The organism is Frigoribacterium sp. Leaf164 (assembly GCF_001423665.1).
GTDB classification, from domain to species: domain Bacteria; phylum Actinomycetota; class Actinomycetes; order Actinomycetales; family Microbacteriaceae; genus Frigoribacterium; species Frigoribacterium endophyticum.
Genome location: NZ_LMOX01000001.1, coordinates 556,222 through 583,086, shown reverse-complemented (window position 1 = coordinate 583,086; position 26,865 = coordinate 556,222). Strand labels below are relative to the sequence as shown.

The window sequence follows — 26,865 nt, the reverse complement described above, 5'->3', positions numbered from 1 at the left end:
GGGAGGTGCGGACGAGGCCGGCACTCGACACAGCGTACTGGACGAGGGCGTGGATCACACCCCCGACGGGCGACGCGGTGCTAGAGCTTGGTGACCTGGTCGAAGCTGAGCTCGACCGGGGTCTCGCGCTCGAAGAGCGAGACGAGCACGGTGAGCTTGCCGCTCTCGGGCTTGATCTCGTTGATCGTGCCGGGGAGACCCGCGAACGAGCCCTCCTTGATCGTGATCGTCTCGCCGATCTCGAAGTCGACCTCGGCGGGGATGACGCGCTGGGTCTGCTTGCCCTTGGCGCCGCCCTTCGCGGTCGGGGCCGCCTCCTGCACCTGGACGAGGCTCTTCAGCATGTTGAAGGCCTCCTCGAAGCGGAGGGGCGTCGGGTTGTGGGCGTTGCCCACGAAGCCGGTGACGCCGGGGGTGTGGCGGACGACCGACCAGGAGTCCTCGTTGAGGTCCATGCGGACGAGCACGTAGCCGGGGATCCGCACGCGGGTGACCAGCTTGCGCTGCCCGTTCTTGATCTCGACGACGTCCTCCATCGGGACCTCGACCTGGTAGATGTAGTCCTCCATGGTCATGGAGACCATGCGGTTCTCGATGTTCTGCTTCACGCGGCGCTCGAAGCCCGCGTAGCTGTGGATGACGTACCACTTGCCGGGCTTGCCGCGAAGGTCGTAGCGGAACGCCTCGTACGGGTCGACCTCGGCCTCGTCGTCGACCTCCTCCGACTCGACGTCGACGGCGACGTCGTCGAAGGCGGCCTCGGCGTCGGCGTCCTGGACGGACTGCTCGGCCTCGGCGATGACGGCGTCCGCGCCGCTGGCGTCGCCCTCGGCGGCCAGCTCCTCCGCCTCGCTGTCGGCCTCGTCGTCGGTCGCCTCGACGGCGGCCTCCGCCTCGGCGGCGTCGTCGATGTCGAGCGCGTCGTCGACGACGGCGTCGGCCTCGGGGTCGGACGCCTCGGCCAGGGTGTCGAGCAGCTCGTCGAGGTCGCCCGAGTCGTCGGTGCCCTCGTCGCCCTCGTCGACGATCGAGATCGCGCTCTCCTCGGCCGAGCCCGCGTCGCCGTCGGTGTCGACGTCGAGGACGTCGCCCTCCTGGGTCTCGCCGACCTCCGAGGACTGCTCGGCGGCGGGGGCCAGGTCGATGTCGTCGCGCTCGTTCTCAGGCAAGGGTTCTTCTTCCGTTCGTGGGGTGTCGGGCTGGCGACCGCCGCGGCGGCCGCGCGGCGCGGTCGAGGGGACCGCGCGGTGTCGTGTCAGCTGCCGGTCGGGCCGTTGCCGAAGACGTACCCGACGGCGAGGCCGAAGAGGGAGTCCAGGCCGGTGACCAGGGCCATCATGATGACGACGAAGACGAGCACGACGCCCGTGTAGCTCAGGAGTTCTCTGCGGGTCGGGGTGACGACCTTCTTCAGCTCACCGATCACCTGACGGATGAACAGCGCGATGCGCGCGAAGGGGCTGCGCCGGACGGCGACGTCGTTCTTCGCCTTCTCGACGACGTCCTCACTGGGGACGTCGAGGTCTTTTCTCGCCACTGTCTGGGTACCTTCCGAGCTCGGCCCGCGGGGCCTGGTGTCCGATGGACGGACAGTCGTCCGGGGACCGGACGGTCGTCCGGTGTCCCGGGCCGCCGCTCTGACTAGTGTCGGTCGCGACGACCCGGCCGGGCTGCAGGGCGGACAGGACTCGAACCTGCAACCTGCGGTTTTGGAGACCGCTGCTCTACCAATTGAGCCACCGCCCTTCGGGCTGACGATCAGGGCCCGGCGACACCGTGAGGCGCGCAGGAACTCCGCGCTCGTCGGCGCCTCGGCAAGTGTAGGCGAACCCCGACCGCGGTGCAAAGCCGACGGGCGGAGGCCCTGCCGCCTCCGGGGCCGCCGCAGCTAGGCTGGCCCCCGTGACCACGCCAGCGCGCCGCCTCTCGTCCCGCATCGCCTCCATCGCCCCGTCCGCGACGCTCGCGGTCGACGCCAAGGCCAAGGCCCTGCTGGCCGAGGGCCGGCCGATCATCAGCTACGGCCCGGGCGAGCCCAACTTCCCGACCCCCGACCACATCGTCGAGGCGGCGGTCGCGGCCGCCCGTGACCCGCGCAACCACCGCTACACCGCCGGGGCCGGCCTCCCCGAGCTTCGTGAGGCGATCGTCGAGAAGACCCTCCGCGACAGCGGCACGGCGGTCACGGCGAGCCAGGTCGTCGTCACCAACGGCGGCAAGCAGGCCGTCTACCAGGCCTTCGCCGCGCTCCTCGACGAGGGCGACGAGGTCCTCCTCCCCTCGCCGTACTGGACGACGTACCCCGAGGCCGTGAAGCTCGCGGGCGGCGTCACCGTCGAGGTCTTCGCGGGCGCCGACCAGCAGTACAAGGTCACGGTCGACCAGCTCGAGGCCGCGCGGACGAGCCGGACGAAGGTCCTGCTGTTCTGCTCCCCCTCCAACCCCACCGGGTCGGTGTACACGCCCGACGAGGTGGCCGCCATCGGCCGCTGGGCCGTCGAGGCCGGCGTCTGGGTCATCAGCGACGAGATCTACCAGGACCTCACCTACGACGGCGTCGAGGCCGTCTCGATCACCGCCGCCGTGCCCGAGGTCGCCGACCAGACGATCCTCGTCAACGGCGTCGCGAAGACCTACGCCATGACCGGCTGGCGGGTGGGCTGGATGGTCGGGCCCGCCGACGTGGTCGCCGGAGCGTCGAACCTCCAGTCGCACCTGACCTCCAACGTCTCCAACGTCTCCCAGCGCGCTGCCCTCGCGGCCCTGACGGGCCCGCAGGACGACGTCGAGGCCATGCGCCTCGCCTTCGACGCCCGCCGGGCCGTGATCGTCCGCGAGCTGAACGTCGTCGACGGCATCGTCACCCCGACGCCGCAGGGCGCCTTCTACGTCTACCCCGACGTGCGGGGCCTCCTCGGCCGCGAGTGGGCCGGCAGCACCCCGACGACGTCGCTCGAGCTCGCCGACCTCATCCTCGAGCACGCCGACGTGGCCACGGTGCCCGGCGAGGCCTTCGGCCCGAGCGGCTACCTCCGCCTGTCGTACGCCCTCGGCGACGACCAGCTCCTCGAGGGCGTCCAGCGCCTCCAGCGCCTGTTCTCCTAGGTCGGCCGGGGCCGGGGCCCACCGGGTCGGCCTGCTCCGGGCAGGTCTCGGCCGGGCCGACCTAGAGCGAGAGGCCGAGCAGCACGGGCTCGGGGTGCAGCACGACCCCGAACTCGGCCGAGACGCGCTGCTGCACGAAGCGCGCCAGCTCGGCGACGTCCGCCGCGCTGGCGCTCCCCCGGTTCGTCAGGGCGAGCGTGTGCTTCGACGAGATCGCCGCGCCGGAGCCCGGCAGCCGGAACCCCCGGCCGATCCCGGCCTGCTCGATCAGCCAGGCGGCGCTGAGCTTCACCAGGCCCGACGACGGAGGGGGCGGCGGTGCGGGCGCGTCGCCCAGGGGGACGACCCGCGCCTCCGGCTCCGGGTCGACGGGCCAGCGCGGCGCCGCCGACGGCAGCGCCGCGGCGACCTGACGCGGAACGATCGGGTTCGTGAAGAACGACCCGCACGAGGTCGCGTCGGCGTCGGCGGGGTCGAGCACCATACCCTTGGAGGCGCGGAGGGCCAGCACGCTCGCCCGCACGTCGGCGACCGGCACCCGGTCGCCCAGCCCCACGCCGAGCGCGGTCGCCAGCTGCGGGTACGAGACCTGGGCGCTGGTGCCGCCGTCGTCGACGAGGGCGAACTCGACCGCGGTCACGACGCCGCGTCGGCCGCGCTTGAACACGCTCGTGCGGTAGCCGAGCCCCAGGTTCGCGGCCGGGACGCGGACGAACTCGCCCGTCTCGGCGTCGAGGAAGTCGACCGAGACGAGCGTCTGGGCGACCTCCTGGCCGTAGGCCCCGATGTTCTGGATCGGCGAGGCGCCCGTCGAGCCCGGGATGCCGCTGAGGGCCTCGAAGCCCGACCAGCCCTGGTCGACGGTGTGGGCGACGAGGTCCTCCCACGGCTCGCCCGCCGCGACGCGGAGGCGCACGCGGCCGTCGACGTCGTCGAGGCGCTCGACTCCTCGGGTGGCGACCCGGAGCACGGTGCCGTCGAAGCCCCCGTCGGCGGCCAGGGTGTTCGAGCCGCCGCCGAGCACGAACCAGTCGTCGCCGTCGGCCGTGACCTCCCGGGCGAGCTCGACCAGCTCGTCGGTCGTGGCGGCCTCGACGAGCCGGGTCGGCTCGCCGCCGACGCGCATCGTGGTCAGGTCGGCGAGGGCGGTCACGCCAGCGTCACCACGACCTGGGCCTTGCCGAGCACGGTCTGGCCCGCGGACGACACCCGGAGGTCGATGCGCGCGGTGCCGGCCTCGGCGTCCAGCGCGCCGACCGTGGCCGTGACGGTGATCTCCGCCCCGTCGGCGGGGTCGACGACGACGGGTCGCGTGAAGCGCACCTGGTAGTCGCTGACCCAGCCCAGCACGCCGGCGTCGTCGCCCGCGCCGTCGAGCCACTCGACGACGGGCTGGACGGCGGTGCCCATCGTCAGCATGCCGTGGGCGAGCACGCCCGGCAGCCCGACCGACTCCGCGACGTCGTCGCGGTAGTGGATGGGGTTGAAGTCGCCGGAGGCGCCGGCGTAGCGGACGAGGGAGTCGCGCGAGACCGCGTAGGACTTCTCGGCGACGACGAGGCCGACCTCGAGGGCGCTCACGCGTCGTCCCCGCGCACGACGAGGGTGGAGACGGCGGTCACGACGTGCGCGCCCGTCTGGTCGACCATCTCGGAGGAGGCCGTGACCATCGCGTTGCCGCCGAGGGTCTTCACGCCGGTCACCGTGAGGGTGGCCGTGAGCTCGTCGCCGGCGACGACCGGACGCGAGTAGCTGAAGCGCTGCTCGCCGTGCACCACGCGGGAGAAGTCGATGCCGGCGCCCGGCTCGGCCAGCAGCTGCGCGAGCGTGGCCTCCTGCACGACGACGGGGAAGGTCGGCGGGGCCACGAGGTCGGCGTGCCCGGCGGCGCGGGCCGCCTCGACGTCGAGCGAGAGCGGGCTCGTGGACGCGGTGGCACGCGCGAACTCGCGCACCTTCTCGCGGCCGACGAGGTACGGCGGAGCGGACGGGAAGACCCGCCCTCGGAGCTCGGGGTTCACTGGCACCCGTCGAGTCTAGCCAGGGGCGACGTCGGGGACGGGCGGAGGCCCTTCGTCCAGGGAGGGCGGAGGCCTTTCGTCCCAGGAGGGCGCAGGTCTTTTGTCGGAGGGGCGGCGTACGTTCTCCCCATGAGCGACGCCAACATCGATCCCGACATCACGCCCGTCGATCCCGCGGCCCCCGAGGCCGACGAGAACGCTGCCCCCGGCCCCGCCGAGGGCTCCGACCAGTCGCAGGGCACCCCGCCCGCCGGCGCCACCCTGGGCGGCGAGCGCCCCGACTCCTCCAACACCGCCTCGAAGGACCCTGAGCAGTGGGTGACCGGCGACGAGCCGATCACCGGCCCGCAGGCGAGCTACCTCGACACGCTGGCCCGCGAGGCCGGCGAGGAGCTCCCTGCCGACATGACCAAGGCCGAGGCCAGCGAGAACATCGATCGCCTGCAGCAGAAGACCGGTCGCGGGGCCTGATCCCCACCGGGTGACCCCGGGCCCGTGGGGCCAGGGGTCACCTCGTTCCGCCATCGGGGCCCCCGGCCCCGCCCGTCGGGCCGACCGGCCCGACCTCTGCCAGGCTGGGTCCGATGTCGACAGTCTCCGCGCTGGTGCGCAGCACCCACCCCGGCCCCACGGCGACCGTCGCGCTCCTCAGCCTCGTGCTCGGCTTGGCCGTCTCGCTCGAGGCGGCTCCCCTCGTCGTGGTCACCGTCGCCGTGCTCGCGGGCCAGGTCTCGATCGGGCTCTCGAACGACCTCGTCGACCTCGACCGTGACCGCAGCGTCGGCCGGGCCGACAAGCCCGTCGCCCTGGGCCAGGTCTCCCCCGGCGTGGTCGGCGCGGCCGCGGTCGCGTCACTCGTCGTCGGCGTCGCCGCCCCGTTCCTCCTCTCGGTGCCCGCGGGCCTCGCCCACCTCGTGCTCGTCGCCTCCGGCTGGGCCTACAACCTCGGGCTGAAGCGCACCGCCGCCTCCGTCGTCCCGTTCGTGGTGAGCTTCGGGCTGCTGCCCGCGGTGGTGACCCTCGCGCTCACGCCTCCCGCGCCTCCGGCGGCCTGGGCCCTCGGGGTCGGGGCCGTCTTCGGCGTCGCCATCCACTTCACCAACGTGCTGCCCGACCTCGGCGACGACGCAGCCACCGGGGTGGCCGGCCTGCCGCACCACCTCGGCCGCCTGCCCGCCGGGGTGGTCGCCTTCGCCGCCCTCGCGGTCGCGGCCTGCCTCACCCTCGCGGGCCAGCTCGACAGCGGGGCCACGGCCGCCGGCCCCGTCGTGGCCGTGCTGGGCTTCGTCGTCGTGCTCGGCATCGCCGCCGCGGGCACGGTCGTCGTCGTGCGGGGCGGCGACACGCGCCTGCTCTTCCGGCTGATCATCGTGGCCGCCCTCGTGCTCGTCGGGCAGCTCGCCCTGAGCGGCGCGGCGATCGTCGCCTGAGCCGCGCCGCAGGTCCGGCCCCCGACCCGGAACCGGCACGGTCACGGCCACGGCCACGGCCCCCGGCCCGGCCTCCGGCGCCGGACGGGCGCCCGTGACCGATCAGGCGAAGCGCATGGCGTAGGTGTCGGCGAGGAGGCGCGAGGCCGGCGACCGGAGGGCGACCGTCAGGCCCGCGCGACGCACGGCCAGGGCGGCGGGGCCCGCCGGTCGGCCGAGCGCCATGTTGAGCTCGGCCTGGCGGGCGGCCCGGAGGGCGGCGCGTCGCCGGGACGCCTCGACGGCGCCGAACGCGCCCGGGTCGTGTCGACGACCGCCCGCGGTCCGGAGCGCCCGCGAGAGCACGGGGGCCCAGGCCACGGCGTCGAGCCAGCCGAGGTTCATGCCCTGCCCGCCGATGGGGCTGATCTCGTGGGCGGCGTCGCCGATCAGCAGGACGCGCCCGACCGCGGTGCGCGCGGCCAGCCGCCGCTGCACCGAGAACGCGCTGAGCATGGTCGACGAGGCGGCGTCGACGCGGAGGCCCGTGCGGCGCCGGACGAGGTCGGCGACCTCGTCGACGTCGGGGCCGGCGGGCCCGCCCTCGGGCAGCGACACCACGAAGCGGCGCACGCCCCCCGGCAGCGGGAACGACTCGACCACTCCGTCGCCCTCGACGTTCACGACGGCGTCGGCACCGTCGCCGGTCTCGTCGGCGAAGTCGCCCATCACGAAGCGGTCGCGGTAGCGGCGGACGGGCGCGTCGACGTGCAGCAGGTCACGGACGCCGCTCCGCGAGCCGTCGGCGGCGACGACGAAGCGCGCGGCGAGCTCGACCGGCCCCGACGGGCCCTCGCCGGTCAGCACGACCCGTTCGCCCTCCTCGACGAGGCCGGTGAGGCTCACGCCCCGGCGCAGCGCCGCGGGGGCCAGCGCCTCGAGACGGGCGCGCAGCACGGCCTCGGTGCGGTGCTGGGGCACGGCGGCGACGAAGGGCCAGCGCGCTCCCGGCCTGCGGTCGAAGTCGACGGTGCCGAGCGTGCGGCCGGCGCTCCGGGCGACGCCACGGCGGATGCGCACGGCCGACTCCACGAGCTCCTCGGCGGCGCCGACGGCGGCCAGGGCGTCGAGCGACGGCGGGTGCACGCCGATAGCGCGCGAGCGCTGCGGCTCGTCGGTGCGGCGCTCCCAGACGGCGACGTCGAGGCCGAGGTGCGCGAAGAGGGCCGCGGCGTGCACCCCGACGGGCCCGCCGCCGACGACCACGACGTCGTGCGTGATCACGAGGCGACCTCCGCGGCCGCCCGACCCGCGACTCCCCCCGGCTCCGAGGAGGCGCGGAGCGGCTCCCAGGTCAGCCAGACCCGCATCGGCGGCCGGGCCAGCACGCGCCACCGCGGCGGCGCCACGGCGCGGAGCTCGTCGACGCGCCAGCTGCGGCGGATCGAGCGGAGGCCGTCGACCCGGACGAACGACGACCCCGCCAGCGGCAGGGTCCCGACCGCGTAGGCGGCGTAGGCCGCCCGAGAGCGTCGGATGTCGCTGTGCAGGGCGAGCCGCCGGGCCAGCCGCTCGCTGTCGGAGAGGACGGCCGTGCGGGCGGCGTCGTCGAGGTGGTGCAGGACGTGGTTCGACACGACGACGTCGAAGGTCTCGTCCGCCGCCACCAGGTCGGCGCTCGAGGCCCGTCGGTAGTCGACCCCGCGTCGGGGCCGGGCCGACGCGAAGTCGTGGGCCCGCTCGTCGGGGTCGACCGCCGTGACGTGCAGCGCGAGCCCGTCACGCTCGGCCCACCGCGCCAGCGCCCTCGCGAGGTCGCCGCCGCCCGAGCCGAGGTCGAGGAGGGTGGTCGGGGCGTCGGACGAGGCCACGAGGGGCCGGAGGCGCTCCGTCCAGGCCCGCCGCCAGCCGGCCACGAGCCCGTTGACGAGAGGGAAGACCGCGTAGGTGCGCCGCAGGGCCGCGGGGTCGCAGTCGGGGTCGTCCATCAGCTCGGCGAGGTGCTCCGCCCGCCCGCGCAGGTCGGGCAGGAGCGACGTCACGCCGCGACCCGACGCGTGAGCAGGCTCGTCTCGACGGTGAGGCCGGGGCCGAAGGCCATGGCGCAGACACGCTCCCGGGCAGGCGCGACGTCCGCAGCGCCGGTCGGAGCGGCAGCGCCCCCGGCGAGGCCCACGTCGACGGCAGCGGCGACGGGCACGGCGTCGGGCACCAGGTGCTCGCGCAGGATGAACAGCACCGTCGCGCTCGACATGTTGCCCCGCGTGCGCAGCACCTCGCGCGACGGCGCCATCTGCGGGTCGCTGAGGCCGAGCCGCTGCTGCACGCGGTCGAGGATGCTCCGCCCGCCCGGGTGCACCGCCCAGCGCGTCACGTCGCCGACGCCGACGCCCTCCGCGGCGAGCAACGGCACGAGCGCGTCGTCGATGTTCTCCTCGACGATGTGCGGCACGTAGCTGCTGAGCACCATGTCGAAGCCCTGGTCGCCGATGCTCCAGGCCATGTCGTCCTCCCCCACCGGCGTCAGCACCGTCTCGAGCACGTCGAGGTCGAGGACCGTCTCGCCGGCCGGAGCCGGGCGCGCCGTGACCACCGCGGCCGCGGCGCCGTCGGCGAAGACGGAGGAGGCGATGATCGCGTCGGGGTCGTCGCTGCTGCGGAGGTGGAGGGTGCAGAGCTCGGCGCAGACGACGAGGACGACGGCGTCCGGGTCGGCGAGGCACGTGTCGCGGGCCGACCGCAGGGCCGGGAACGCTCCGTAGCAGCCCATGAAGCCGATGTGCAGCCGCCGCGTCGTCGCCGGCAGGCCGAGGCGGCGCACCAGCAGGTAGTCGGGCCCGGGCGCGAAGAAGCCGGTGCACGAGACGGTCACGACGTGGGTGACGTCGGCCGCGGTGATCCCCGCGGCGCCGGCCAGCGCCTCCTCGGCGGCCCGGGCGAAGAGGTCGGGGCTCTCGGCCACGTACACGTCGTTGCGCGTTCCCGTCGTCGGGCGGAGGATGCGGCCCTCGGCCCGGTCGTAGAACGTGGGAGTCGCGGCGTCGTCGTCGGGACCGCCGTCGGCCGAGAGCGGGGCGGCGTCGGGCGCCCCGCCCACGCCGGTGGGCTCGGCGCCGAGCTCGGCGATGACGGTGTGCCGGGTGTCGATGGCGGCACCGTCGAAGACGGCCCCGATGAGCCGCGGAGCGAGCCTGCCGAGGTCGGGCTGCGACCGGAAGACGTCGCGGATGTGGGGCTGGTCGATGACGGTCGGGGGCAGGGCTGTTCCGATGCTTCGGATGCTCACGGGCATGCGTCATGGTATGCCCGGGGCCCCGAGCGTCGGCCCGGGCGGGCGCAGGGCTTGCCGTCGGAGGCGCGACTGTGCAGAGGGCCGACGGAGCTCGCGGCACTTGCCGACACGAGGAGACGCCGCCGAGGTGGGGCGGCGGAGGATGACCTCTCGAGAAGAACTGCGGTAGCGAGGGCGGGACTCGAACCCGCGACACCACGATTATGAGCCGTGTGCTCTAACCAACTGAGCTACCCCGCCGCAAGCTGTCGCCACGGTGGGCGTGACCAGCTGGAGCCCCGAGTCAGGTTTGAACTGACGACCCCTTCCTTACCATGGAAGTGCTCTACCACTGAGCTATCGGGGCGTGAGACCGGGCCGCAGACGAGCTGCTGCCGATCGGCACCTGACGACTTTAGCAGAACACGGGAGCTCTCGCGCACACCGTGACGACACCGTCCGGGTGTCGGAGGTCGAGGCCAGGATCGGGTCATGCACAGCCTCGAGGTCCTGCTCGATCCCGCCGCCGACGACGCCGTGCGCGCCGAGTGGGCCCTGCTCTCCGCGGCGGGACTGCCGTCGCTCGGCGAGCACACGGGCGAGACCAACGCCCCGCACGTGACGCTGCTCGCCCGGCCCGCCCTCGACGACGAGGCCGACGCCGCGCTCCGCGAGCTGGCGGCCGCGACCCTCCCGCTGCCCGTCGAGCTGGGCGCTCCCCTGGTCTTCGGCACCGGGCGGCGGGGGCTCGTCCTGGTGCGGTCCGTCGTGCCGACCGACCGCCTCCTCGGGCTGCACCGCGCCGTCCACGACCTGGTGGGGCGCGGCCGGGGCAGCGACGAGACCGTCGAGCACACGCGGCCCGACGCGTGGACGCCGCACGTCGCCCTGGCCCGACGCCTCACCCCGGCCGGGGTGGCGACCGCGCTGGAGGCGCTGGCCGACGCTGCGTCGGCACGCGAGACGGCCACCGTCGAGGAGGCGCGGGTCGGCGGCGACCCCGCCCGCGACTCCTCGACGACCTGGCTGGCCGCGATGCGCCGCTGGGACAGCGACCGCAGGGCCGTGGTCGCGCTGGGCCCCGCCCGCTAGTCGAGCGGGGTGGAGACGAGCTCGAGGCTCGCGAGGTCGTCGGCCGTGAGCTCGACGTCGGCGGACTCGAGCAGGCCCTCCAGCTGGATCACCGTGCGGGCGCTGGCGAGCGCGCCGATGACGTTCTGGCGGCTGGCGAGCCACGCGATGGCCACGGCTCCGGGCTGGACGCCCTGGCGCTCGGCGATCTCGACGAGCACCTCGACGGTGCCCTGGTTCTGCGGGGTGACGTAGCTCATCGCCCGGCCGCCCCGGGGCGAGTCGCCGCGGCCCGCGTCGCCGCGGTACTTGCCGGTGAGGAACCCGCTCGCGAGCGACGAGTGCGGCAGGACGGCCAGGCCGAAGTGGTCGACGATCGGGGCAACATCAGACTCGTAGTCGCCGCGGCGGACGAGGTTGTAGGCGGCCTGGACGGCGACGAACGGGTGGAGCCCGTCGCGGTCGGCGATGGCGAGCGCCTGGCGCAGCCGGGCGCCGGTGTAGTTCGAGGCGGCGGGCCAGCGGATCTTGCCCTCGTCGACGAGCTCGCTGAGCGCCCCGACGGTCTCCTCCAGGGGGGTCTCGTCGTCGTCGAAGTGCGTCGCGTAGAGGTCGATGTGGTCCGTGCGCAGCCGGAGGAGCGACGCCTCGACGGCCCGGCGGATGCTCGCCCGGCCGAGCCCGGGAGCGTCGGGGTGCTGGCCGCACTTGGTGCTGATGACGACCTTCTCGCGGTTGCCGGGGCGCGCCAGCCAGCGGCCGATGATGGCCTCCGACTCGCCGCCGGAGTTGCCGGGCAGCCAGGCCGAGTAGACGTCGGCCGTGTCGATCACGCGCCCGCCGTCGCCCGCGAAGACGTCGAGCACCTCGAGCGCGGTGGGGGCCCCGACCGTCCAGCCGAACACGTTGGTGCCGAGGGCGAGGGGGAAGCCGTCGCCGTCGGGGAACACGGCGTCGGCGACGGGGGTGGTCGAGGCGTCCAGGAGCGCTCCGTTCGGGGTCGTGAGGTGTGGTCAACGGTACTGGATGGGGGCCTCCGAGCCTGCCGTATCGTGGGCGCATGTCCTCTACCGAGACCACGGGCGACACGCTCGACTCCCCCTCCGAGACCGACGTCCAGGCACCCGCCGATCCCGAGACGGAAGGCCTCGCCACGTCCGCCGACGACCTCGAGTGGTGGCGCACCGCCGTCATCTACCAGGTCTACCCGCGCTCCTTCGCCGACGGCGACGGCGACGGCGTCGGCGACCTGCCCGGCATCACGGCCCGGCTCGACGCGCTCGTCGAGCTCGGCGTCGACGCCGTCTGGCTGTCGCCCTTCTACACGTCGCCCCAGGCCGACGCCGGCTACGACGTCGCCGACTACACCGACGTCGACCCGCTCTTCGGCACGCTGGCCGACTTCGACGCCCTCCGTGCCCGCGCGACCGAGCTCGGCCTGCGCCTCATCGTCGACCTCGTGCCCAACCACTCGTCGTCGGCCCACGTGTGGTTCCGCGAGGCCCTGGCGGCGTCGCCCGGGTCGCCCGAGCGTGCCCGCTACATGTTCCGCGAGGGCCGCGGGGCCGCGGGCGAGCTGCCGCCGAACAACTGGGAGTCGATCTTCGGCGGCCCGGCGTGGAGCCGGGTCACCGAGGCCGACGGCAGCCCCGGCCAGTGGTACCTGCACCTCTTCGACTCGTCGCAGCCCGACCTCGACTGGACGAACCCGTGGGTGCGCTCCGCCTTCCTCGACGTGCTCCGCTTCTGGCTCGACCGCGGCGTCGACGGGTTCCGGGTCGACGTCGCCCACGGCCTGGTCAAGGCCGAGGGCCTGCCCGACTACACCCCGCCCGCCGACGCGGGCAGCATGGGCGGCGGCCTCGGCGAGGACCGCACCCCGCCCTACTGGGGCCAGGACGGCGTGCACGAGATCTGGCGCGAGTGGCGTCGCGTGCTCGACGAGTACGAGGGCGACCGCGTGCTCGTCGCCGAGGCCTGGGTCGAGCCGCTCTCGAAGCTGGCGAACTGGGTGCGCCCCGACGAGATGCACCAGGCCTTCAACTTCGCGTACCTCGAGACGGGCTGGTCGGCCGCCGAGATCCGCCGCGTGGTGGACGCGTCGATCGAGGTCTTCGCGAGCGTCGGAGCCCCGAGCACCTGGGTGCTGAGCAACCACGACGTCGTGCGCCACGCGAGCCGGCTCGCCCTCACCGCCGAGAACCCGCAGGGTCACGGCATCGGCCCGCGCAGCCCCGGCCTGCCGATCCCCGAGCTCGGCCTGGCACGGGCCCGTGCCGCGACGGCCGTCATGCTCGCCCTCCCCGGGAGCGCCTACCTCTACCAGGGCGAGGAGCTGGGGCTGCCGGAGGCGGTGGACCTGCCCGACGAGGCGCGTCAGGACCCGACGTGGTTCCGCACGGACGGCGAGCGCTACGGCCGCGACGGCTGCCGTGTTCCGCTGCCCTGGGAGTCGGGGTCGCCCGCCTTCGGGTTCAGCGAGACCGGCGCCTCCTGGCTGCCGCAGCCCGACGACTGGAGCACCTACGCGCGCGACGAGCAGCGCGGGGTGCCCGGGTCGACCCTCGAGCTCTACCGCTCGGCCCTGGCCCTCCGCTCGGAGCACGAGCTCGGCTCGGGGCGTCTCGAGTGGCTGAGCGGCTGGTCGGACGACGTGGTGGCCTTCCGCAGCGGCGACGTCGTGGTGCTCGCGAACACCGGCGAGGTGCCGGTCGAGCTGCCCGTCGCCGACGTGCTGCTCTCGACGATGGCGCTCGACGGCCCGGCGCTGCCCGCCAACGCCGCCGTCTGGCTGCGGGCGGAGGGCGTCACCGACTGACGCCGCCCGCCGACGACGAAGCCCCCCGGCCGGTGTCGGGGGGCTTCGTCGTGCACGAGGTGCGTCAGTTCGTGTTGGCCTGGAGCCACGGGTACGGGTCGACGGGGACGCCGGCGAGGTGGATCTCGAAGTGCAGGTGCGCGCCGGTGCTGTTGCCGGTGCTGCCGACCTTGCCGACGAGCTGCCCGACGGTGACCGTGTCGCCCACCTTCACCTCGACCGAGCCGGTCTGCATGTGCGAGTAGGTCGACGTGACCTTCTGGCCGTCGATGACGTGCTCGATCTCGACGTGGTTGCCGAAGGCGCCCGACGGGCCGGTGACGACGCTGACGGTGCCGTCGGCGATGGCCTGGATGGGCGAGCCCGCGCCGGGCACGAAGTCGAGGCCCTCGTGGAAGGTGGAGCAGAAGCTGCAGTTCGAGACCTGACGGGCACCGAAGCCGCTGCTGATCGGCACGCCGGTCTGGAAGGGCCACTGGACGGTGCCGGCCATGTCGTTCGAGAACGTGCTCGAGCTGGTGGAGGCGTACTCGGAGGCGACCTTCATCTCGGTGACCGAGTAGCCGTCTCGGCTCACGTCGTCGTCGGTCGCTCCGCCGGCGACGAAGCTCTGCGCGGCCGCGGCGCTCTTCTTGGCGACGGTGGCCTCGGGGGTGTCGACGAAGAAGGCGTTGGCGGGCACCGAGGTCGCCACGAGCATCGCGCCGGCGAACATCATGGCGCCGACGACGGTCACGCGCTTCGAGGTGCGCTGGAACGCGGAGGGAGCCGTGCGGGCCGCCGGGGTCGACCGGGCGGAGGCGGTGGTCGCGACGACGGGGCTCGCGGACCGGGTGCGGCGAGGGCCGGCGGCGGGACGCGCGGCCGCGGCGGGGCGCGCGGCGGACGCCGTGCGGGGCGAGGTCGCGGGACGCTGGGGAGCGGTGCGGCCGCGACGGGAGGCGGCCTCGGCGGCACGCAGGGAGGCGCGGGTCGGCAGTGCCTGCGCCGTGGCGACCTCGGGGGCCGCGATGGTCGGGACCCCGGTCTCGACGACCACGGGCTCCGCGGCCAGGGTGGCTGCTGCCTCGGGGGCGGCTGCCACGGGGGCGGCGACGGCACGGGGAGCTGCTGCTGCTGCGGCGCGGCGCTCGGCCTCGCGGGCTTCGCGGCGGGTGAGGAAGACGGGCGAGGCGGCCTCGGCGGTGGGTGTCGTCAGAGCATCGTCGGCTCGGGGCGACGGAGTCTCGTCGCGGTCGTGCTCGGCGAAGGTCTGGGGGTTCGACACGTCGTGATGGTCCTCGGGGTCGTCGGGACGGAGAGGCGGATGCACCCTCTTCTTCTCGGCCGCTACACCGGTGACTCAGGTCACGGAAAAGTAACGAACCAGTCAAGGGTAGCCGCTCAGGCCACGGATGGCTACCCGAGTCAGGTGGTCACGGCCACCGTGGCATGTCAGATCCCGTGTCCCGACGACGGCGACCAGGGTCGTCGACCCCGCCCGATCGGCTCAGATCCGGGCCTCGGCCACCGCCCGCCAGAGCTCGTCGGCGATGCTCGGAGCGGCGGCGGAGGTCAGTCGTCCGCCCTCGGCGGAATCGTCCGACGCGCGGACGACGGCGCCCGCCTCCTCCGCGACGAGGGCTCCTGCGGCGTGGTCCCACGGCTTGAGCCCGCGCTCGACGTACGCGTCGAGCCGTCCGGTCGCGACCGCGCAGAGGTCGAGCGAGGCGGCCCCCTGGCGCCGGATGTCCCGGACCCTCCCGATCAGCCGTCCCACGGCGGCGACCTGCTCGACGCGGCGCTCGGCCTCGTACGAGAAGCCCGTCGCCACGAGCGACTCCGCCAGCGTGGCCGGGGAGGACGGACGGAGGCGCTGGTCGCCCAGCCACGCGCCTCCCCCTCGGGACGCCGTCCAGGTCTCGCCCGACAGCGGGTTCACGACGCAGCCGGCGAGCGCCCGCCAGGCGCCCGGCACCGGGTCGCCCTCGACGACGGCGACGCTGACGGCCCACTGCGGGATGCCGTAGAGGAAGTTGACGGTGCCGTCGATGGGGTCGACGACCCAGGTGAGGCCCGTCGTCGAGCCGTGCTCGGCCCCCTCCTCGCCGAGGAAGCCGTCGCCGGGGCGCAGCTCGGCCAGGCGGGCACGGAGGTGCTCCTCGACCTCGCGGTCGGTGTGGGTGACGACGTCGACGAGGCTGCTCTTCGTCGCGGCGACGGCGACGCCCTCGGAGCGGCGGCGGGCGGCGAGCGCCGCCGCCTCGACGGCGACCGTGCGGGCCACGTCGAGGAGGGCGGCGGGCGTGGTCGCGGCGACGGCGGTGGCGTCGGCGGGCGGGGTCGCGGGCTGGTCGGTCATGGTGCTCCGTCGGTCGGTGCCGGACCCGGCCCGGGACGTGCCCGGAACGACGGAACGGACCCGAGGTCTCGAGTCCGTTCCGTGGTGCCGACGTGGGTGATCACGTCGAGCGGGGGTGGCAAGTGAGGGATTCGAACCCCCGAAGGCTACGCCGGCTGATTTACAGTCAGATCCCTTTGGCCACTTGGGTAACTTGCCATGCACGCCCGGCCCATGTGTTCACCGACCGGAGGCGCCAGACAAATATACAGCCTCCGGAGCCCCCTCACGACCACCCCGCCTCCCCCGCCCCCCTTCGTGGCAAATGCCGACCGGATCCGATGCAATACCGGGATTTCCCTCTATCAGTCCGCGCCTCGGAGGAGACGAGTCGGCATTTGCCCTAGAAGGGCAAGAGCAGGCGTGCTGTCCACAGCTAGGGCGCCCCTCATCCCCTCCACTGTTGAACGAACAGTCATCCGTCCACCGGCAGGGCGACGGCGAGCGGCTGCAGCGCTCTCGTCCGCGCCAGAGTCATGCCATGAACGAGCTGCTGCACGTGACCACGGATCGTCTCGGCGGCGTCGTCCATCGTCGGGAGCTGCTCGCAGCGGGCTGCTCGAGGCACGACGTCGACGACGCCTGGCGGAGCGGAACGCTCCAGCGCATCCGGCACGGCCTCTACGGCCGACCAGATCTCCCTGAGCCCGTCGTGCGAGCAGCGAGGGTCGGGGGCGTGCTGGCGGGGTCGTCGGCACTGGTGGCCCGAGGCGCGTGGCGAGCACCACGACAGCCCCTCGTCGTGTCGGTCGACCACAACGCCCGGGACCTCCGTGACCCGGACGACGCCGGCCGACGCCTGGGCGATGACCACCCCGACGTCCAGGTGCTCCGTGACCGGAGCCGTCTGGGCGGGTGCGACCGCGTGATGGTGACCCCGTCCACGGCGGCGGCCCAGTCCCTCCTGCACCCGCCCGGGGATCTCGCGCTCTCGATCGCCGTCGTCGACTCCGCGCTACGGCTTCGCCCCGAGGACCGTCCGCGACTCACTGACGTCGCCCGCCTCCTCCGACCGGGCCGGGCCCGCGAACTCCTCCGTCTGGTCGACGCTCGAGCGGAGTCGGGCACCGAATCCGTCGTCCGTGTCCGGCTCCGGGAGGCGGGGGTCCGCGCTGACGTCCAGGTGTGGGTCTCCGGCAGGTACCGGGTGGACCTCCTGGTCGACGGCTGGCTCGTCATCGAGTGCACGAGCTGGGAGTTCCACGCTTCGCCCCAGCAGTACGCCGACGACAGACGGCGAACGGTCGCCCTCACGACCGCGGGCTACGTGGTCCTCGAGGTGACCTACCGGCAGGTGTTCGAGGAGTGGGAGACGGTCCTCGCTGCCGTTCGACACCTCCTCGCCACTGCTCGTCCCCGGCGGATGCCCCGGTGAGGACCGTGGGCACCCGGGGATGCCATCCGCCGGCGTCGCCAGGCCTGCAGAACCCGACCGACGCCTCCCTGGTCACCGGATATCCAGGTATTGCGCGACCTCGATCTGGCCAAAGGTCGGCATTTGCTGCCCTCGAGGGCGGGCGGAGGCTCGGGGCGGGCGGGCGGGCGGAGGCGCGGTGCAGGCAGGCGGCCGGAGGCGCGGGGCCGGCGGAGGCGCGGGGCCGGCGGAGGCGCGGGGCGGGCGGAGGCGCGGGGCGGGCGGAGGCGGGCAGCCGCCGGCGCCCGGCTACTGCACCGCGGAGGTGAGCCGGGCGACGTTGTCGAGCACCTTCGAGCGGAAGGGGCGGACGAGCCACTCGTCGAGCAGCAGCTCGCGGCTGGCGTCGCGGTACGACTGCTCGACCTCGCGCAGCTGCCGCACGAAGCTCCGGCCGCGGATCATGACCGAGATCTCGAGGTTGAGGCTGAACGACCGCATGTCCATGTTGCTCGAGCCGATGACGGCGACCTCGTCGTCGACGGTGAGGTGCTTCGCGTGCAGCACCGTGGGCGACCGGTACAGGAAGATGCGCACGCCGGCCCGCAGCAGCGCCTCGTAGTACGAGCGTTGCGCGTGGTAGACGACGGCCTGGTCACCGATCTCGCTGACGAAGAGCTGCACCTCGATGCCCCGCTGCGCCGCGGTCGTGACCGCGTAGAGCATCGACTCGTCGGGCACGAAGTACGGGCTCGTGATGATGATGCGCTCCTGCGCGTTGTAGAGGAGCGTGTTGAAGAGCCGCAGGTTGTTCTCGCCGTCGAAGCCCGGCCCGCTGGGCACGACCTGGCAGTCGACCGTCGGCGCGTCGTCGGCGACGACCACGGGGTCGGCCTCGCGGAGCAGCAGCTCGTCGGTCTCCGAGTACCAGTCCGTGACGAAGAGCGCGTTGACGCCCGCGACGATCGGCCCCTCGAAGCGGACCATGAAGTCCTTCCACTGCAGCCCGCGCCGGTGGTTGCCGCGCCGCTGGTAGCCCCGCTCGATCATGTTCTGCGAGCCGGTGAAGGCGACCTGCCCGTCGATCACCAGCAGCTTGCGGTGGTTGCGCAGGTCGGGCCGCTGGTAGCGCCCCCGCAGCGGCTGGACCGGCAGCATGAGCTGCCACTCGACGCCCATGCGCGTGAGGCGGCGACGCGTCCGCCGGTAGCCGGGGTAGCCCCGGCTCGCGATGTGGTCCATCAGCACCCGCACCGTGACGCCACGGCGCCGGGCGTTCTCGAGGGCGACGAAGAACGGCTCCGTCGTCGCGTCGAGGCTGGTGATGTAGAACTCGGCGTGCACCCAGCGGTGGGCTCCGTCGACGGCCTCGACCATCGCCTCCATCGACCTCGCGTAGTCGGAGTGCAGCTCGGCCGTGTTGCCGCCCACGAGGGGCATGGCGCCGAGCGTGCGGTTCAGCGCGATCACCGAGTCGAGCCACAGGGGCCAGGGGTGGTCGCGGGTGACGCGCTCCATGCCCTCGGTCGTCTCGACGATGTAGGTGTTGATCTCCTGCTGCTTCTCGCGCCGGCGGCGCGGCAGCTTCGTGCTGCCGAAGAGCAGGAAGAGCAGGAACCCCACGTACGGGATGAGGAAGATCGCGAGCAGCCAGGCCGTCGCGGTCGTGGGCCGACGGTTGATCGGCACGTAGACGATCGCGAAGACGCGGATGGCGATGTCGAAGACGACACCGAGCACCGCGATGGTGGCGGGCAGCCACGCGGGCTCGGTCACGGAGGGCTAGCGGAAGTTGACGAACTGCAGGTCGACGTCGAGGTCGGCCTTCTTCAGCAACGCCATCGTGGCCTGGAGGTCGTCACGGCTCTTCGACGTGACGCGCAGCTCGTCGCCCTGGATCTGGCTCTTGACGCTCTTGGGGGCCTCGTCGCGGATGATCTTGCCGATCTTCTTCGCGTGCTCCTGCTCGATGCCCTCCTTGAGGGCGGCCTCGATGCGGTACTCCTTGCCGCTCGCGAAGGGCTCGCCCACGTCGAGGTGCTTGAGGCTGATGCTGCGCTTGATGAACTTCGACTCGAGGACGTCGAGCACGGCCTTGACGCGCTCCTCCGTCGAGGCCTTGAGCAGGAGCTTCTCACCGCTCCAGTCGACCGAGGCGCCGACGTTCTTGAAGTCGTAGCGCTGCTCGATCTCCTTCTGTGCCTGGTGGAGGGCGTTGTCCGCCTCCATCTTGTCGACCTTGCTGACCACGTCGAAGGAGCTGTCTGCCATGCCGGCCAGCTTAGCGGCGACGGGCGGTCACGGCCCGCCGCGGTCGGGACGTCGACCGCGGCGGCCGCCACGCGCCTCCCCCACCACGACGACGCGCCCCCGGCCCGCCCCGCGAGGGGAGGACGCCGGAGGCGCGGTCGAGGTCGACAGGGCGGGTCGCCTACGCGTCGGCGGACTCCACGGCCCGCGAGACGCGGACCATCTCGTCGCGCTCGACGACCTTGACGCGCGCCCGCTCGTGCTCGTGCGCCGACCCGAGCGCCTGCTCGTGCTCGTCGAGGCGGTGCCAGCCCTCGAGGTCGGTGTAGGCCACGCCGCGCTGCGCGAGCAGGGCCGGCATCGCGTCCTCCGACGGGTCGGCGGGCTGCCACCAGCTCGCCTGGTCGTTGATGACGTGCGCGACGGTCTCCATCGCGTCGGACTTCGTGTGCCCGATGAGGCCGACCGGCCCGCGCTTGATCCAGCCGGTGGCGTAGACGCCGGGCACGATCTGGTTCTCGTCGTCCATCACCTGGCCCTCGTGGTTCGGGATCACGCCGCGACGCTCGTCGAACGGGATGCCGTCGAGCGGCGAGCCGAAGTAGCCGACGGCGCGGTAGATCGCCTGCACGGGCACGTCGCGGATCTCGCCGGTGCCCTCGACACCGCCCTGGCCGTCGGGCCGGGTGCGCTCGTACCGGAAGGCGGCCACACGGCCCTGCTCGTCGCCGACGACCTCGACGGGCTTGGCGTAGAAGTGCAGGTGCAGGCGGCGCGACGCCGTGCCGACCTCGCGCTGGCGCCACTGGTTGAGCACCTTGTCGATGACGAAGACCTGCTTGTTCGTCGCGATGGCGGTCTTCGACGCCTCGTCGTGGTCGAAGTCCTCGTCGTGGACGATCATGTCGACGTCGCGCACCTCGCCGAGCTCACGGAGCTCGAGCGGGGTGAACTTCACCTGCGCGGGCCCGCGGCGCCCGAAGACGTGCACGTCGGTGATCGACGACTGCTTGAGCCCCTCGTAGACGTTGTCGGGGATCTCGGTCGGCAGCAGGTCGTCGGCGTGCTTCGCGAGGATGCGCGACACGTCGAGCGCGACGTTGCCGACGCCCACCACGGCGACCGACTGCGCGTCGAGCGGCCACGTGCGCGGGAAGTCGGGGTGGCCGTCGAACCAGCTCACGAAGTCGGCGGCGCCGTAGCTGCCCTCGAGGTCGATGCCGGGCACGTCGAGGTCGGCGTCCTTGATGGCGCCGGTCGAGAAGATCACGGCGTTGTAGTGCGCCTTCAGGTCGTCGAGGGTGATGTCGACGCCGTAGCGGACGTTGCCGAAGACGCGGATGTCGCCGCTGTCGAGCACGTCGCGCAGCGCGTTGACGATGCCCTTGATGCGCGGGTGGTCGGGGGCGACTCCGTAGCGGACGAGGCCGTAGGGCGCGGGCAGCTGCTCGAAGAGGTCGATCGACACGTCGAAGGCCTTCTCGGCCTTGAGCAGGATGTCGGCGGCGTAGATGCCGGCGGGGCCGGCGCCGACGATGGCCAGACGCAAGGTGGTCACGGGGGTTCTCCCTCTGGTGGGTGGCGCGGGGGTGCCGGCCGGTGGTCGGTGCGAGGCACCGCAGGTCGTGGTGGTGCTGTCGTGGTTCGGAGCCGAGGCCCCGGGAGGCGCGGTGCCGGTCAGGCGGAGCGCTCGACCACCCGGTCGGCGAACCGGGTCAGTGCCTTCTTGACCGGCCCGGACGGCAGGGGCGCCAGCGCCTCGAGGGCCTCGTTGGCCCAGCGGTGCGCCTCGAGCCGGGTGCGCTCGGTGACCTCGTGCTCGCGGAGCTGGCGCACGATGTCGGCGAACGCCTCCTCGTCGACGCGGGGCGCCTCGTCGTCGTCGGCCTGGGTGACCTCGACGACGCGCTCGATGAGGCCGAGCAGGGCCGCGGCCTCCATGTCGGTCTGCGCCTCCTTGCGGAGGTACAGGAGCGGCAGGGTGACGACGCCGGCCCGGAGGTCGGTGCCGGCGGCCTTGCCGGTGTGGTCGGCGGGGTCGGAGAGGTCGATGACGTCGTCGATCAGCTGGAACGCGATGCCGATCTTCTCGCCGAACGTCGCGACGGGCTCGAGGTACTCGCGGGGAGCGCCGGAGAACATCACGCCGGCGCGGGCGGCCGTCGAGATGAGCGAGCCGGTCTTGTCGGCCAGGACGTCGATGTAGTGCGCGATCGGGTCGTCGTCGGCCTTGGGCCCGATCGTCTCGTGCAGCTGGCCGAGGCAGAGGCGCTCGAACGTCTCGGCCTGCAGCAGGATCGCCTCCTGGCCGAGGCCCGAGACGATCGTGCTGGCGCGGGCGAAGAGCAGGTCGCCGCTGAGGATGGCGACGTTGTTGCCCCAGACCGTCTGCGCGCTCGGCACGCCCCGGCGCATCTGCGCCTCGTCCATGACGTCGTCGTGGTACAGCGATGCCAGGTGGGTGATCTCGGTCGCCTGCGCCGAGGCGACGATGCCGGGGGTCGCCCCCTCGCCGAGCTGGGCGATGAGCAGCGTCAGCGTCGGCCGCACGCGCTTGCCGCCGGCGGCGAGCAGGTACCGGGTCGTCGCGTCGGCGATCTCGTCGGCGAAGGCGATCTCGCGCAGCAGGCCGGCCTCGACCAGCTCGAGGCCGTCGTCGACGGCCGCGACGAAGCGGCGCTCGGCGGGCGAGGCGAAGAGCTTCTCGCCGAGGCCCAGGCTCGCGCTCAGGGAGTTGCGGGTCAGCGGCACGCTCGGGTTCATGGGGTCACCTTGTCGTCTGGTCGGGAGGACCGGCGTGGGTCGGTTACTTCGCCGTCGAGGACGAGGAGGCGCGCGAGGGCGTCGAGGAGGGCTTGCGACCCCGGTGCAGGGCCACGATGCCCGCGCTCAGGTTCCGGTGCGCCACCCGGGTGAAGCCGGCGCCGCGCAGCCACTGGCTGAGCACCTGTTGCTCGGGCCACTTCTCGATCGACTCGGCGAGGTAGGAGTAGGCGGGGCTGTTGCTGCTGGTGACCTTGGAGATCAGGGGCAGCCCGACGCGGAGGTACGCGTGGTACGCCGCGCGGAGCAGGCCGAACGGCGGCGTGGAGAACTCGCACACGACGAGGCGGCCGCCGGGCTTGAGCACGCGGTGCATCTCGGCGAGCGCGACCTTCGGACGGTTGACGTTGCGGAGGCCGAACGAGATGGTGACGGCGTCGAAGGTGTCGTCGTCGAAGGGCAGCGACTCGGCGTCGCCCTCGACGAACTCGATCTCGGGGTGGCGCTGGCGGCCGACCTCGACCATGCCGTGCGAGAAGTCGAGCGCGATCACCTCGGCCCCGCGGCGCGCGATGGCGACGGAGCTCGTGCCGGTGCCGGCGGCGATGTCGAGGACCTTGTCGGCCGGGCCCGCGCCGATGGCCTTCACGGTCGCGACGCGCCACAGGACGGCGTTGCCCGCGGAGAGCACGTCGTTCGTGCGGTCGTAGTGCTGGGCGACGCCGTCGAACATGGACGCGACCTCGCTGGGCTGCTTGTTCATATCGGCCTTGGTCACGATGGTCGATCCTACCGGCATGCACTGGGCGCTGCCCGAGTAGGCTGACGCGGTGGATCTCCCGTCGCCGCGCGTCCCTTCCCTCTCCGTCCGCACCACCCGGATCGACCACATCAGCCCCCTGCTCGACGTCGTCGACCGCAGTTCCCCGCTCGTCTTCGTGCGCGGCGGCGCCGGCATGGCCGGCATCGGCGAGGCCGTCCGGCTCGAGTTCTCCGGCCCCTCGCGCATGCGCGACGCGGCGGCCGCCTGGCGCGAGCTGGCCGGCCGGGCGACCGTCGACGACGAGGTCCGCGTGCCGGGCACGGGCCTGATCGCCTTCGGCTCGTTCGCCTTCGACGACGAGTCCGCCGACACGAGCGTGCTGATCGTGCCGAGCATCGTCATCGGCCGCCGCGACGGCGTGGCGTGGATCACCCGCGTCGACGGGGCCGAGCTGCCCGCGGGCACGCCCGTGGGGGCCTCGGTGCGCCTCCGCCTCCGGGAGGGCGAGCTGTCGGCCGCGGGCTACGCCGACGCCGTCGCCCGGGCCGTCGACGCCATCGGCGTCGGCGAGGTCAGCAAGGTGGTGCTCGCCCGCGACCTCGTCGGCCAGCTGCCGCCCGAGGCCGACCTGCGCCTCGTCGCGGCGACGCTGCTCACCGCCTACCCGGACTGCTACGCGTTCGCGGTCGACGGGCTGATCGGCGCGAGCCCCGAGACCCTCGTGCGCTCCGAGCGCGGCGAGGTCTCCGCGCGCGTGCTCGCGGGCAGCGCCGCCCGGGGCGTCGACGCCGTGAGCGACGAGCGCGCCGCCCACGCCCTGGCCACCTCGCCGAAGGACCTCGACGAGCACGCCTTCGCGCTCCGCAGCCTGCTGCTCTCGCTCGGCCCGCACGCCACCGACGTCGTGACGGGCGAGCAGCCCTTCACCCTCAAGCTGCCCAACCTCTGGCACCTGGCGAGCGACGTGCGCGGGCGCCTGACCGACGGGTCGAGCTCGCTCGACCTGATCGACTCGCTGCACCCCACGGCCGCCGTGGCCGGCACGCCGACCCGCGAGGCGCTCGCGCTGATCCGCGAGCTCGAGCCGTTCGACCGCGGACGCTACGCCGGGCCGGTCGGCTGGGTCGGCGCCGACGGCGACGGCGAGTGGGCGATCGCCCTGCGCTGCGCCCAGGTCTCGCCCGAGGGCGAGGTGCGCGCGTTCGCCGGCGCCGGCGTCGTGGCCGAGTCCGTCCCCGAGCGCGAGGTCGCCGAGACCACCATGAAGTTCCAGCCCGTCGTGCAGGCGTTCTCGCAGTGACGTCGCCGGGGGCACGAGGGGGCGCGGGGCAGGACGCTCCGCAGGGGGCCGGAGCCGGGGAGGCGAGGGCCGGCCAGGGCGTGTCGCGACCGGTCGCGCTCGTGGTCGCCGCGGCCTTCTTCATGGAGAACCTCGACGCCACGATCCTGTCGACGGCCACCGCCTCCGTCGCGGCCGACTTCCGGGTGCAGCCCGCACAGCTCGGCATCGCCGTCACCGGCTACCTCGTCGCCGTCGCCGCGTTCATCCCGCTCGGCGCGTGGCTCGCGGAGCGGTGGGGCGCCCGACGCGTGTTCCTCGCCGCCGTGGTGCTCTTCACGCTCGCGTCGGTGGCCTGCGCGCTGAGCGGCGACCTCGTCTCGCTGACGGCGTCGCGGGTGGTGCAGGGCCTCGCCGGCAGCATGATGGTGCCGATCGGGCGGCTGATCGTGCTCCGCAGCACGGAGAAGTCCGAGCTCATCCGCGCCATCGCCTACCTGACCTGGCCGGCGCTCGTCGCCCCGGTCGTCGCACCGCTGATCGGCGGGCTGCTGACGGAGCACCTCGGCTGGCAGTGGGTCTTCCTCGTCAACGTGCCGGTCGGCGTCGCCCTCCTCGTCGTCGCGTGGCGGGTCGTGCCGAGCCCGGAGCCGGGCGACCCCCAGCCTCTCGACGTCGTCGGCCTGCTGCTCGTCGTGACGTCGATCGTCTCGCTGGTGGTCGCCTTCGACCTGCTCGGCGCCCCGTCGACGGTCGCCGTCGGCGTGGCCCTCGTGGCCGTCGCGCTGGTCTCCGGCGTCGCGGCCGTGCGGTGGTTCCGACGTGCGCGTCACCCGCTGCTCGACCTCGCGGCGTTCCGCATCGGCTCGTTCCGCGTGACGAACCTCAGCGGCTCGCTCTACCGCGCGGTCGTCAACGGCGTGCCGTTCGTCGTCCCCCTGCTGCTGCAGGACGGCTTCGGCTGGTCGCCGGTCGAGGCCGGCGTGATGCTGATGTGGGTCTTCGTCGGCAACCTGGCGGTCAAGCCGCTCACGACGCCCCTGCTGCACCGCTTCCGGGTCGTGCCGATCATCGTCGTCGCGACCGTCGGGCTCGCCGCGACCTTCGTCGCGACGGCGCTCGTGCGGCCCGACGACTCACCGGTGCTGGTCGCGGCGGTGCTGCTGCTGAGCGGCGTGTTCCGCTCGGTGGGCTTCACGGCCTACAACACCCTGCAGTTCGCCGACGTGCCCGCGCCGATGATCGGCCCGGCGAACGCCATCGCGTCGATCACGAGCCAGCTCGCCGTGGGCCTCGGGGTCGCCGTGACGGCCCTCGCCGTCCGCCTCGCCGACCTGGCGGCCTCCGCCGACGGCGGCTCCGACCCGGCGACCGGCTACCAGTTGGCGCTCGTCGTGCTCGCGGCGCTCGCCCTGCTCAGCCTGCCGGAGGGCCTCCGTCTGCCGCGGGGCACCGGCGACGCCCTCCGGAGCCGCGCCTCCTGACGGAGTGCCCCCCGAGGGCGCTCCGCCGACGGATCAGGTGGAGGCGAGCCGGACCTTCTCCAGCTCGACGTCGTACGGCGCGGCCGGCCACTGCGGGTCCCGCGCCCTCAGCGCGGCCGTCAGAAGGCGCTGCACGGCGACGCGGGCGTACCACTTGCGGTCGGCGGGCACGACGAACCACGGCGCCGCCTCCGTGCTCGTGCGGCGGACCGCCGTCTCGTACGCCTCCTGGTAGTCCGACCAGAGCAGGCGGTCGTCGAGGTCGCCGGGCACGTACTTCCAGTGCTTCTCCGGGTCGTCGAGACGGGCGCGCAGACGCTCGCCCTGCTCGTCGCGCGAGACGTGCAGCATGACCTTGACGATGGTCGTGCCCGACTCCGCCAGCTCGCGCTCGAAGGCGACGATGTCGTCGTAGCGCTGCTCGACCTCCTCGGGCGACGCGAGGCGGCGCACCTTGCCGATCAGCACGTCCTCGTAGTGCGAGCGGTCGAAGACGCCGATCATGCCGGGGCCGGGCAGCTCGCGGCGCACGCGCCAGAGGAAGTCGTGCGCGAGCTCCTCCTCGGTGGGCTGCTTGAACGCGTGGTGGGCGACGCCCTGCGGGTCGACGGACCCCACGACGTGACGGACGACGCCGCCCTTGCCCGAGGTGTCGGTGCCCTGCAGCACGAGGAGGACGGAGCCCTGGTCGCCGCCCGTCCGGCTGCTGGCGAAGAGCCGCTCCTGGAGGTCGCTCAGCGCCTCCCGGCCGGACTCGAGCACCTGCCGCGCGTAGCCCTTGTCGCCGGCGAAGCCCGGCGTCGACCGGGGGTCGACGTCGGCGAGGGCGAAGTCGGTGCCCGCACGGAGGATCTCGGCGGGCTCGGACGTCCAGGTGGTGGCCATGCGGCCGAGCCT

General features: G+C 73.5%; 25 protein-coding genes and 4 tRNA genes. 8 read left to right on the top strand and 21 right to left on the bottom strand.

Features of this window, described 5'->3' with window-relative positions; genetic code table 11:
• Positions 1-80 precede the first annotated feature (80 nt).
• From nusG to ASF82_RS02660, 3 genes are all read right to left on the bottom strand, one after another.
• On the bottom strand, positions 81-1,169 hold the full coding sequence (gene nusG / locus ASF82_RS02670; protein ID WP_056053024.1) for a transcription termination/antitermination protein NusG: 1,089 nt from the start codon (positions 1,167-1,169) through the stop codon (positions 81-83).
• Between the two features lie 86 nt (positions 1,170-1,255).
• Positions 1,256-1,537, bottom strand: a complete 282-nt coding sequence (gene secE / locus ASF82_RS02665) for a preprotein translocase subunit SecE (RefSeq protein ID WP_056053021.1) — start codon at positions 1,535-1,537, stop codon at positions 1,256-1,258.
• A 136-nt stretch (positions 1,538-1,673) separates the two neighbouring features.
• Positions 1,674-1,746, bottom strand: a tRNA-Trp gene (locus tag ASF82_RS02660).
• Positions 1,747-1,902: 156 nt separating this feature from the next.
• On the opposite strand from ASF82_RS02660, the gene ASF82_RS02655 reads away from it, so the two are divergent.
• The gene (locus ASF82_RS02655) at positions 1,903-3,105 is read left to right on the top strand and encodes a pyridoxal phosphate-dependent aminotransferase (protein WP_056053018.1); all 1,203 of its coding nucleotides are present in this window, start codon (positions 1,903-1,905) and stop codon (positions 3,103-3,105) included.
• 61 nt (positions 3,106-3,166) lie between these two features.
• On the opposite strand, the gene ASF82_RS02650 is transcribed toward ASF82_RS02655, so the two are convergent.
• Genes ASF82_RS02650 through ASF82_RS02640 form a run of 3 tightly spaced genes read right to left on the bottom strand, consistent with a single transcriptional unit; the run spans position 3,167 to position 5,132 of the window.
• Entirely contained in the window at positions 3,167-4,258 is a 1,092-nt protein-coding gene (locus tag ASF82_RS02650) for a UDP-N-acetylmuramate dehydrogenase (protein WP_255354136.1), read from the bottom strand.
• The gene (locus ASF82_RS02645; protein ID WP_056053015.1) at positions 4,255-4,686 is read right to left on the bottom strand and encodes a MaoC/PaaZ C-terminal domain-containing protein; all 432 of its coding nucleotides are present in this window, start codon (positions 4,684-4,686) and stop codon (positions 4,255-4,257) included. The genes ASF82_RS02650 and ASF82_RS02645 overlap by 4 nt, the downstream gene beginning before the upstream one ends.
• The gene (locus tag ASF82_RS02640; RefSeq protein WP_056053010.1) at positions 4,683-5,132 is read right to left on the bottom strand and encodes a MaoC family dehydratase N-terminal domain-containing protein; all 450 of its coding nucleotides are present in this window, start codon (positions 5,130-5,132) and stop codon (positions 4,683-4,685) included. Before ASF82_RS02640 ends, ASF82_RS02645 begins: the two co-directional genes overlap by 4 nt.
• A gap of 255 nt (positions 5,133-5,387) precedes the next feature.
• Here ASF82_RS02640 and ASF82_RS16000 point away from each other — a divergent pair, with 255 nt between their 5' ends.
• A complete protein-coding gene (locus ASF82_RS16000) occupies positions 5,388-5,597 on the top strand; it encodes a DUF3072 domain-containing protein (RefSeq protein WP_056055668.1) in 210 nt (69 codons plus the stop codon).
• Between the two features lie 113 nt (positions 5,598-5,710).
• On the top strand, positions 5,711-6,556 hold the full coding sequence (locus ASF82_RS02630) for a UbiA family prenyltransferase (RefSeq protein WP_056053008.1): 846 nt from the start codon (positions 5,711-5,713) through the stop codon (positions 6,554-6,556).
• 102 nt (positions 6,557-6,658) lie between these two features.
• Here the strand turns inward: ASF82_RS02630 and ASF82_RS02625 are convergent, their stop codons facing one another.
• From ASF82_RS02625 to ASF82_RS02605, 5 genes are all read right to left on the bottom strand, one after another.
• Positions 6,659-7,819: an NAD(P)/FAD-dependent oxidoreductase gene (locus ASF82_RS02625; protein ID WP_056053006.1), complete on the bottom strand. Its 1,161-nt coding sequence runs from the start codon at positions 7,817-7,819 to the stop codon at positions 6,659-6,661.
• Positions 7,816-8,577 carry a methyltransferase domain-containing protein gene (locus ASF82_RS15460; RefSeq protein WP_235491143.1) on the bottom strand — a complete coding sequence of 254 codons (762 nt, stop codon included), beginning with the start codon at positions 8,575-8,577 and terminating at the stop codon, positions 7,816-7,818. The genes ASF82_RS02625 and ASF82_RS15460 overlap by 4 nt, the downstream gene beginning before the upstream one ends.
• Positions 8,574-9,827 carry a type III polyketide synthase gene (locus ASF82_RS15455; RefSeq protein WP_056053004.1) on the bottom strand — a complete coding sequence of 418 codons (1,254 nt, stop codon included), beginning with the start codon at positions 9,825-9,827 and terminating at the stop codon, positions 8,574-8,576. Before ASF82_RS15455 ends, ASF82_RS15460 begins: the two co-directional genes overlap by 4 nt.
• A 166-nt stretch (positions 9,828-9,993) precedes the next feature.
• Positions 9,994-10,067 (bottom strand) — tRNA-Met (locus tag ASF82_RS02610).
• Positions 10,068-10,098: 31 nt separating this feature from the next.
• Positions 10,099-10,173: transfer RNA gene (locus ASF82_RS02605), tRNA-Thr, on the bottom strand.
• 125 nt (positions 10,174-10,298) lie between these two features.
• On the opposite strand from ASF82_RS02605, the gene ASF82_RS02600 reads away from it, so the two are divergent.
• Positions 10,299-10,898, top strand: a complete 600-nt coding sequence (locus tag ASF82_RS02600; RefSeq protein WP_056053002.1) for a 2'-5' RNA ligase family protein — start codon at positions 10,299-10,301, stop codon at positions 10,896-10,898.
• On the opposite strand, the gene ASF82_RS02595 is transcribed toward ASF82_RS02600, so the two are convergent.
• A complete protein-coding gene (locus tag ASF82_RS02595) occupies positions 10,895-11,827 on the bottom strand; it encodes an aldo/keto reductase (protein WP_056052999.1) in 933 nt (310 codons plus the stop codon). The two genes, ASF82_RS02600 and ASF82_RS02595, sit on opposite strands and share 4 nt — an antisense overlap.
• Positions 11,828-11,937: 110 nt before the next feature.
• Here ASF82_RS02595 and ASF82_RS02590 point away from each other — a divergent pair, with 110 nt between their 5' ends.
• A complete protein-coding gene (locus tag ASF82_RS02590) occupies positions 11,938-13,695 on the top strand; it encodes a glycoside hydrolase family 13 protein (protein WP_082514251.1) in 1,758 nt (585 codons plus the stop codon).
• 64 nt (positions 13,696-13,759) lie between these two features.
• Here ASF82_RS02590 and ASF82_RS02585 read toward each other — a convergent pair whose 3' ends face one another.
• The 3 genes from ASF82_RS02585 to ASF82_RS02575 form a co-directional block, all read right to left on the bottom strand.
• Positions 13,760-14,962: a M23 family metallopeptidase gene (locus ASF82_RS02585; RefSeq protein ID WP_056052996.1), complete on the bottom strand. Its 1,203-nt coding sequence runs from the start codon at positions 14,960-14,962 to the stop codon at positions 13,760-13,762.
• Positions 14,963-15,184: 222 nt separating this feature from the next.
• A complete protein-coding gene (locus ASF82_RS02580) occupies positions 15,185-16,036 on the bottom strand; it encodes an inositol monophosphatase family protein (RefSeq protein ID WP_056052993.1) in 852 nt (283 codons plus the stop codon).
• 116 nt (positions 16,037-16,152) lie between these two features.
• Positions 16,153-16,234 (bottom strand) — tRNA-Tyr (locus tag ASF82_RS02575).
• 322 nt (positions 16,235-16,556) lie between these two features.
• On the opposite strand from ASF82_RS02575, the gene ASF82_RS15450 reads away from it, so the two are divergent.
• Positions 16,557-17,450 (top strand): type IV toxin-antitoxin system AbiEi family antitoxin domain-containing protein, encoded by an 894-nt coding sequence (locus ASF82_RS15450; RefSeq protein WP_156369895.1) that lies wholly within the window; start codon positions 16,557-16,559, stop codon positions 17,448-17,450.
• Between the two features lie 288 nt (positions 17,451-17,738).
• On the opposite strand, the gene cls is transcribed toward ASF82_RS15450, so the two are convergent.
• The 5 genes from cls to ubiE form a co-directional block, all read right to left on the bottom strand.
• Positions 17,739-19,205, bottom strand: coding sequence for a cardiolipin synthase (gene cls, locus ASF82_RS02560; protein WP_235491142.1), 1,467 nt, complete (start codon positions 19,203-19,205; stop codon positions 17,739-17,741).
• Between the two features lie 6 nt (positions 19,206-19,211).
• On the bottom strand, positions 19,212-19,700 hold the full coding sequence (locus tag ASF82_RS02555; RefSeq protein ID WP_056052987.1) for a YajQ family cyclic di-GMP-binding protein: 489 nt from the start codon (positions 19,698-19,700) through the stop codon (positions 19,212-19,214).
• Positions 19,701-19,860: 160 nt separating this feature from the next.
• Positions 19,861-21,237, bottom strand: coding sequence for an FAD-dependent oxidoreductase (locus ASF82_RS02550; RefSeq protein ID WP_056052984.1), 1,377 nt, complete (start codon positions 21,235-21,237; stop codon positions 19,861-19,863).
• Positions 21,238-21,356: 119 nt separating this feature from the next.
• Entirely contained in the window at positions 21,357-22,442 is a 1,086-nt protein-coding gene (locus ASF82_RS02545; protein WP_056052981.1) for a polyprenyl synthetase family protein, read from the bottom strand.
• 43 nt (positions 22,443-22,485) lie between these two features.
• On the bottom strand, positions 22,486-23,220 hold the full coding sequence (ubiE, locus tag ASF82_RS02540; protein WP_056052980.1) for a bifunctional demethylmenaquinone methyltransferase/2-methoxy-6-polyprenyl-1,4-benzoquinol methylase UbiE: 735 nt from the start codon (positions 23,218-23,220) through the stop codon (positions 22,486-22,488).
• A gap of 52 nt (positions 23,221-23,272) precedes the next feature.
• Between ubiE and ASF82_RS02535 the strand changes: the two genes are divergently transcribed.
• Both ASF82_RS02535 and ASF82_RS02530 read left to right on the top strand, forming a co-directional pair.
• Positions 23,273-24,505: an isochorismate synthase MenF gene (locus ASF82_RS02535; protein WP_056052975.1), complete on the top strand. Its 1,233-nt coding sequence runs from the start codon at positions 23,273-23,275 to the stop codon at positions 24,503-24,505.
• 80 nt (positions 24,506-24,585) lie between these two features.
• Positions 24,586-25,968: an MFS transporter gene (locus tag ASF82_RS02530; RefSeq protein WP_056052972.1), complete on the top strand. Its 1,383-nt coding sequence runs from the start codon at positions 24,586-24,588 to the stop codon at positions 25,966-25,968.
• Between the two features lie 33 nt (positions 25,969-26,001).
• Here the strand turns inward: ASF82_RS02530 and ASF82_RS02525 are convergent, their stop codons facing one another.
• Positions 26,002-26,853, bottom strand: coding sequence for a PPK2 family polyphosphate kinase (locus ASF82_RS02525; protein ID WP_056052968.1), 852 nt, complete (start codon positions 26,851-26,853; stop codon positions 26,002-26,004).
• Between the last annotated feature and the right edge of the window lie 12 nt (positions 26,854-26,865).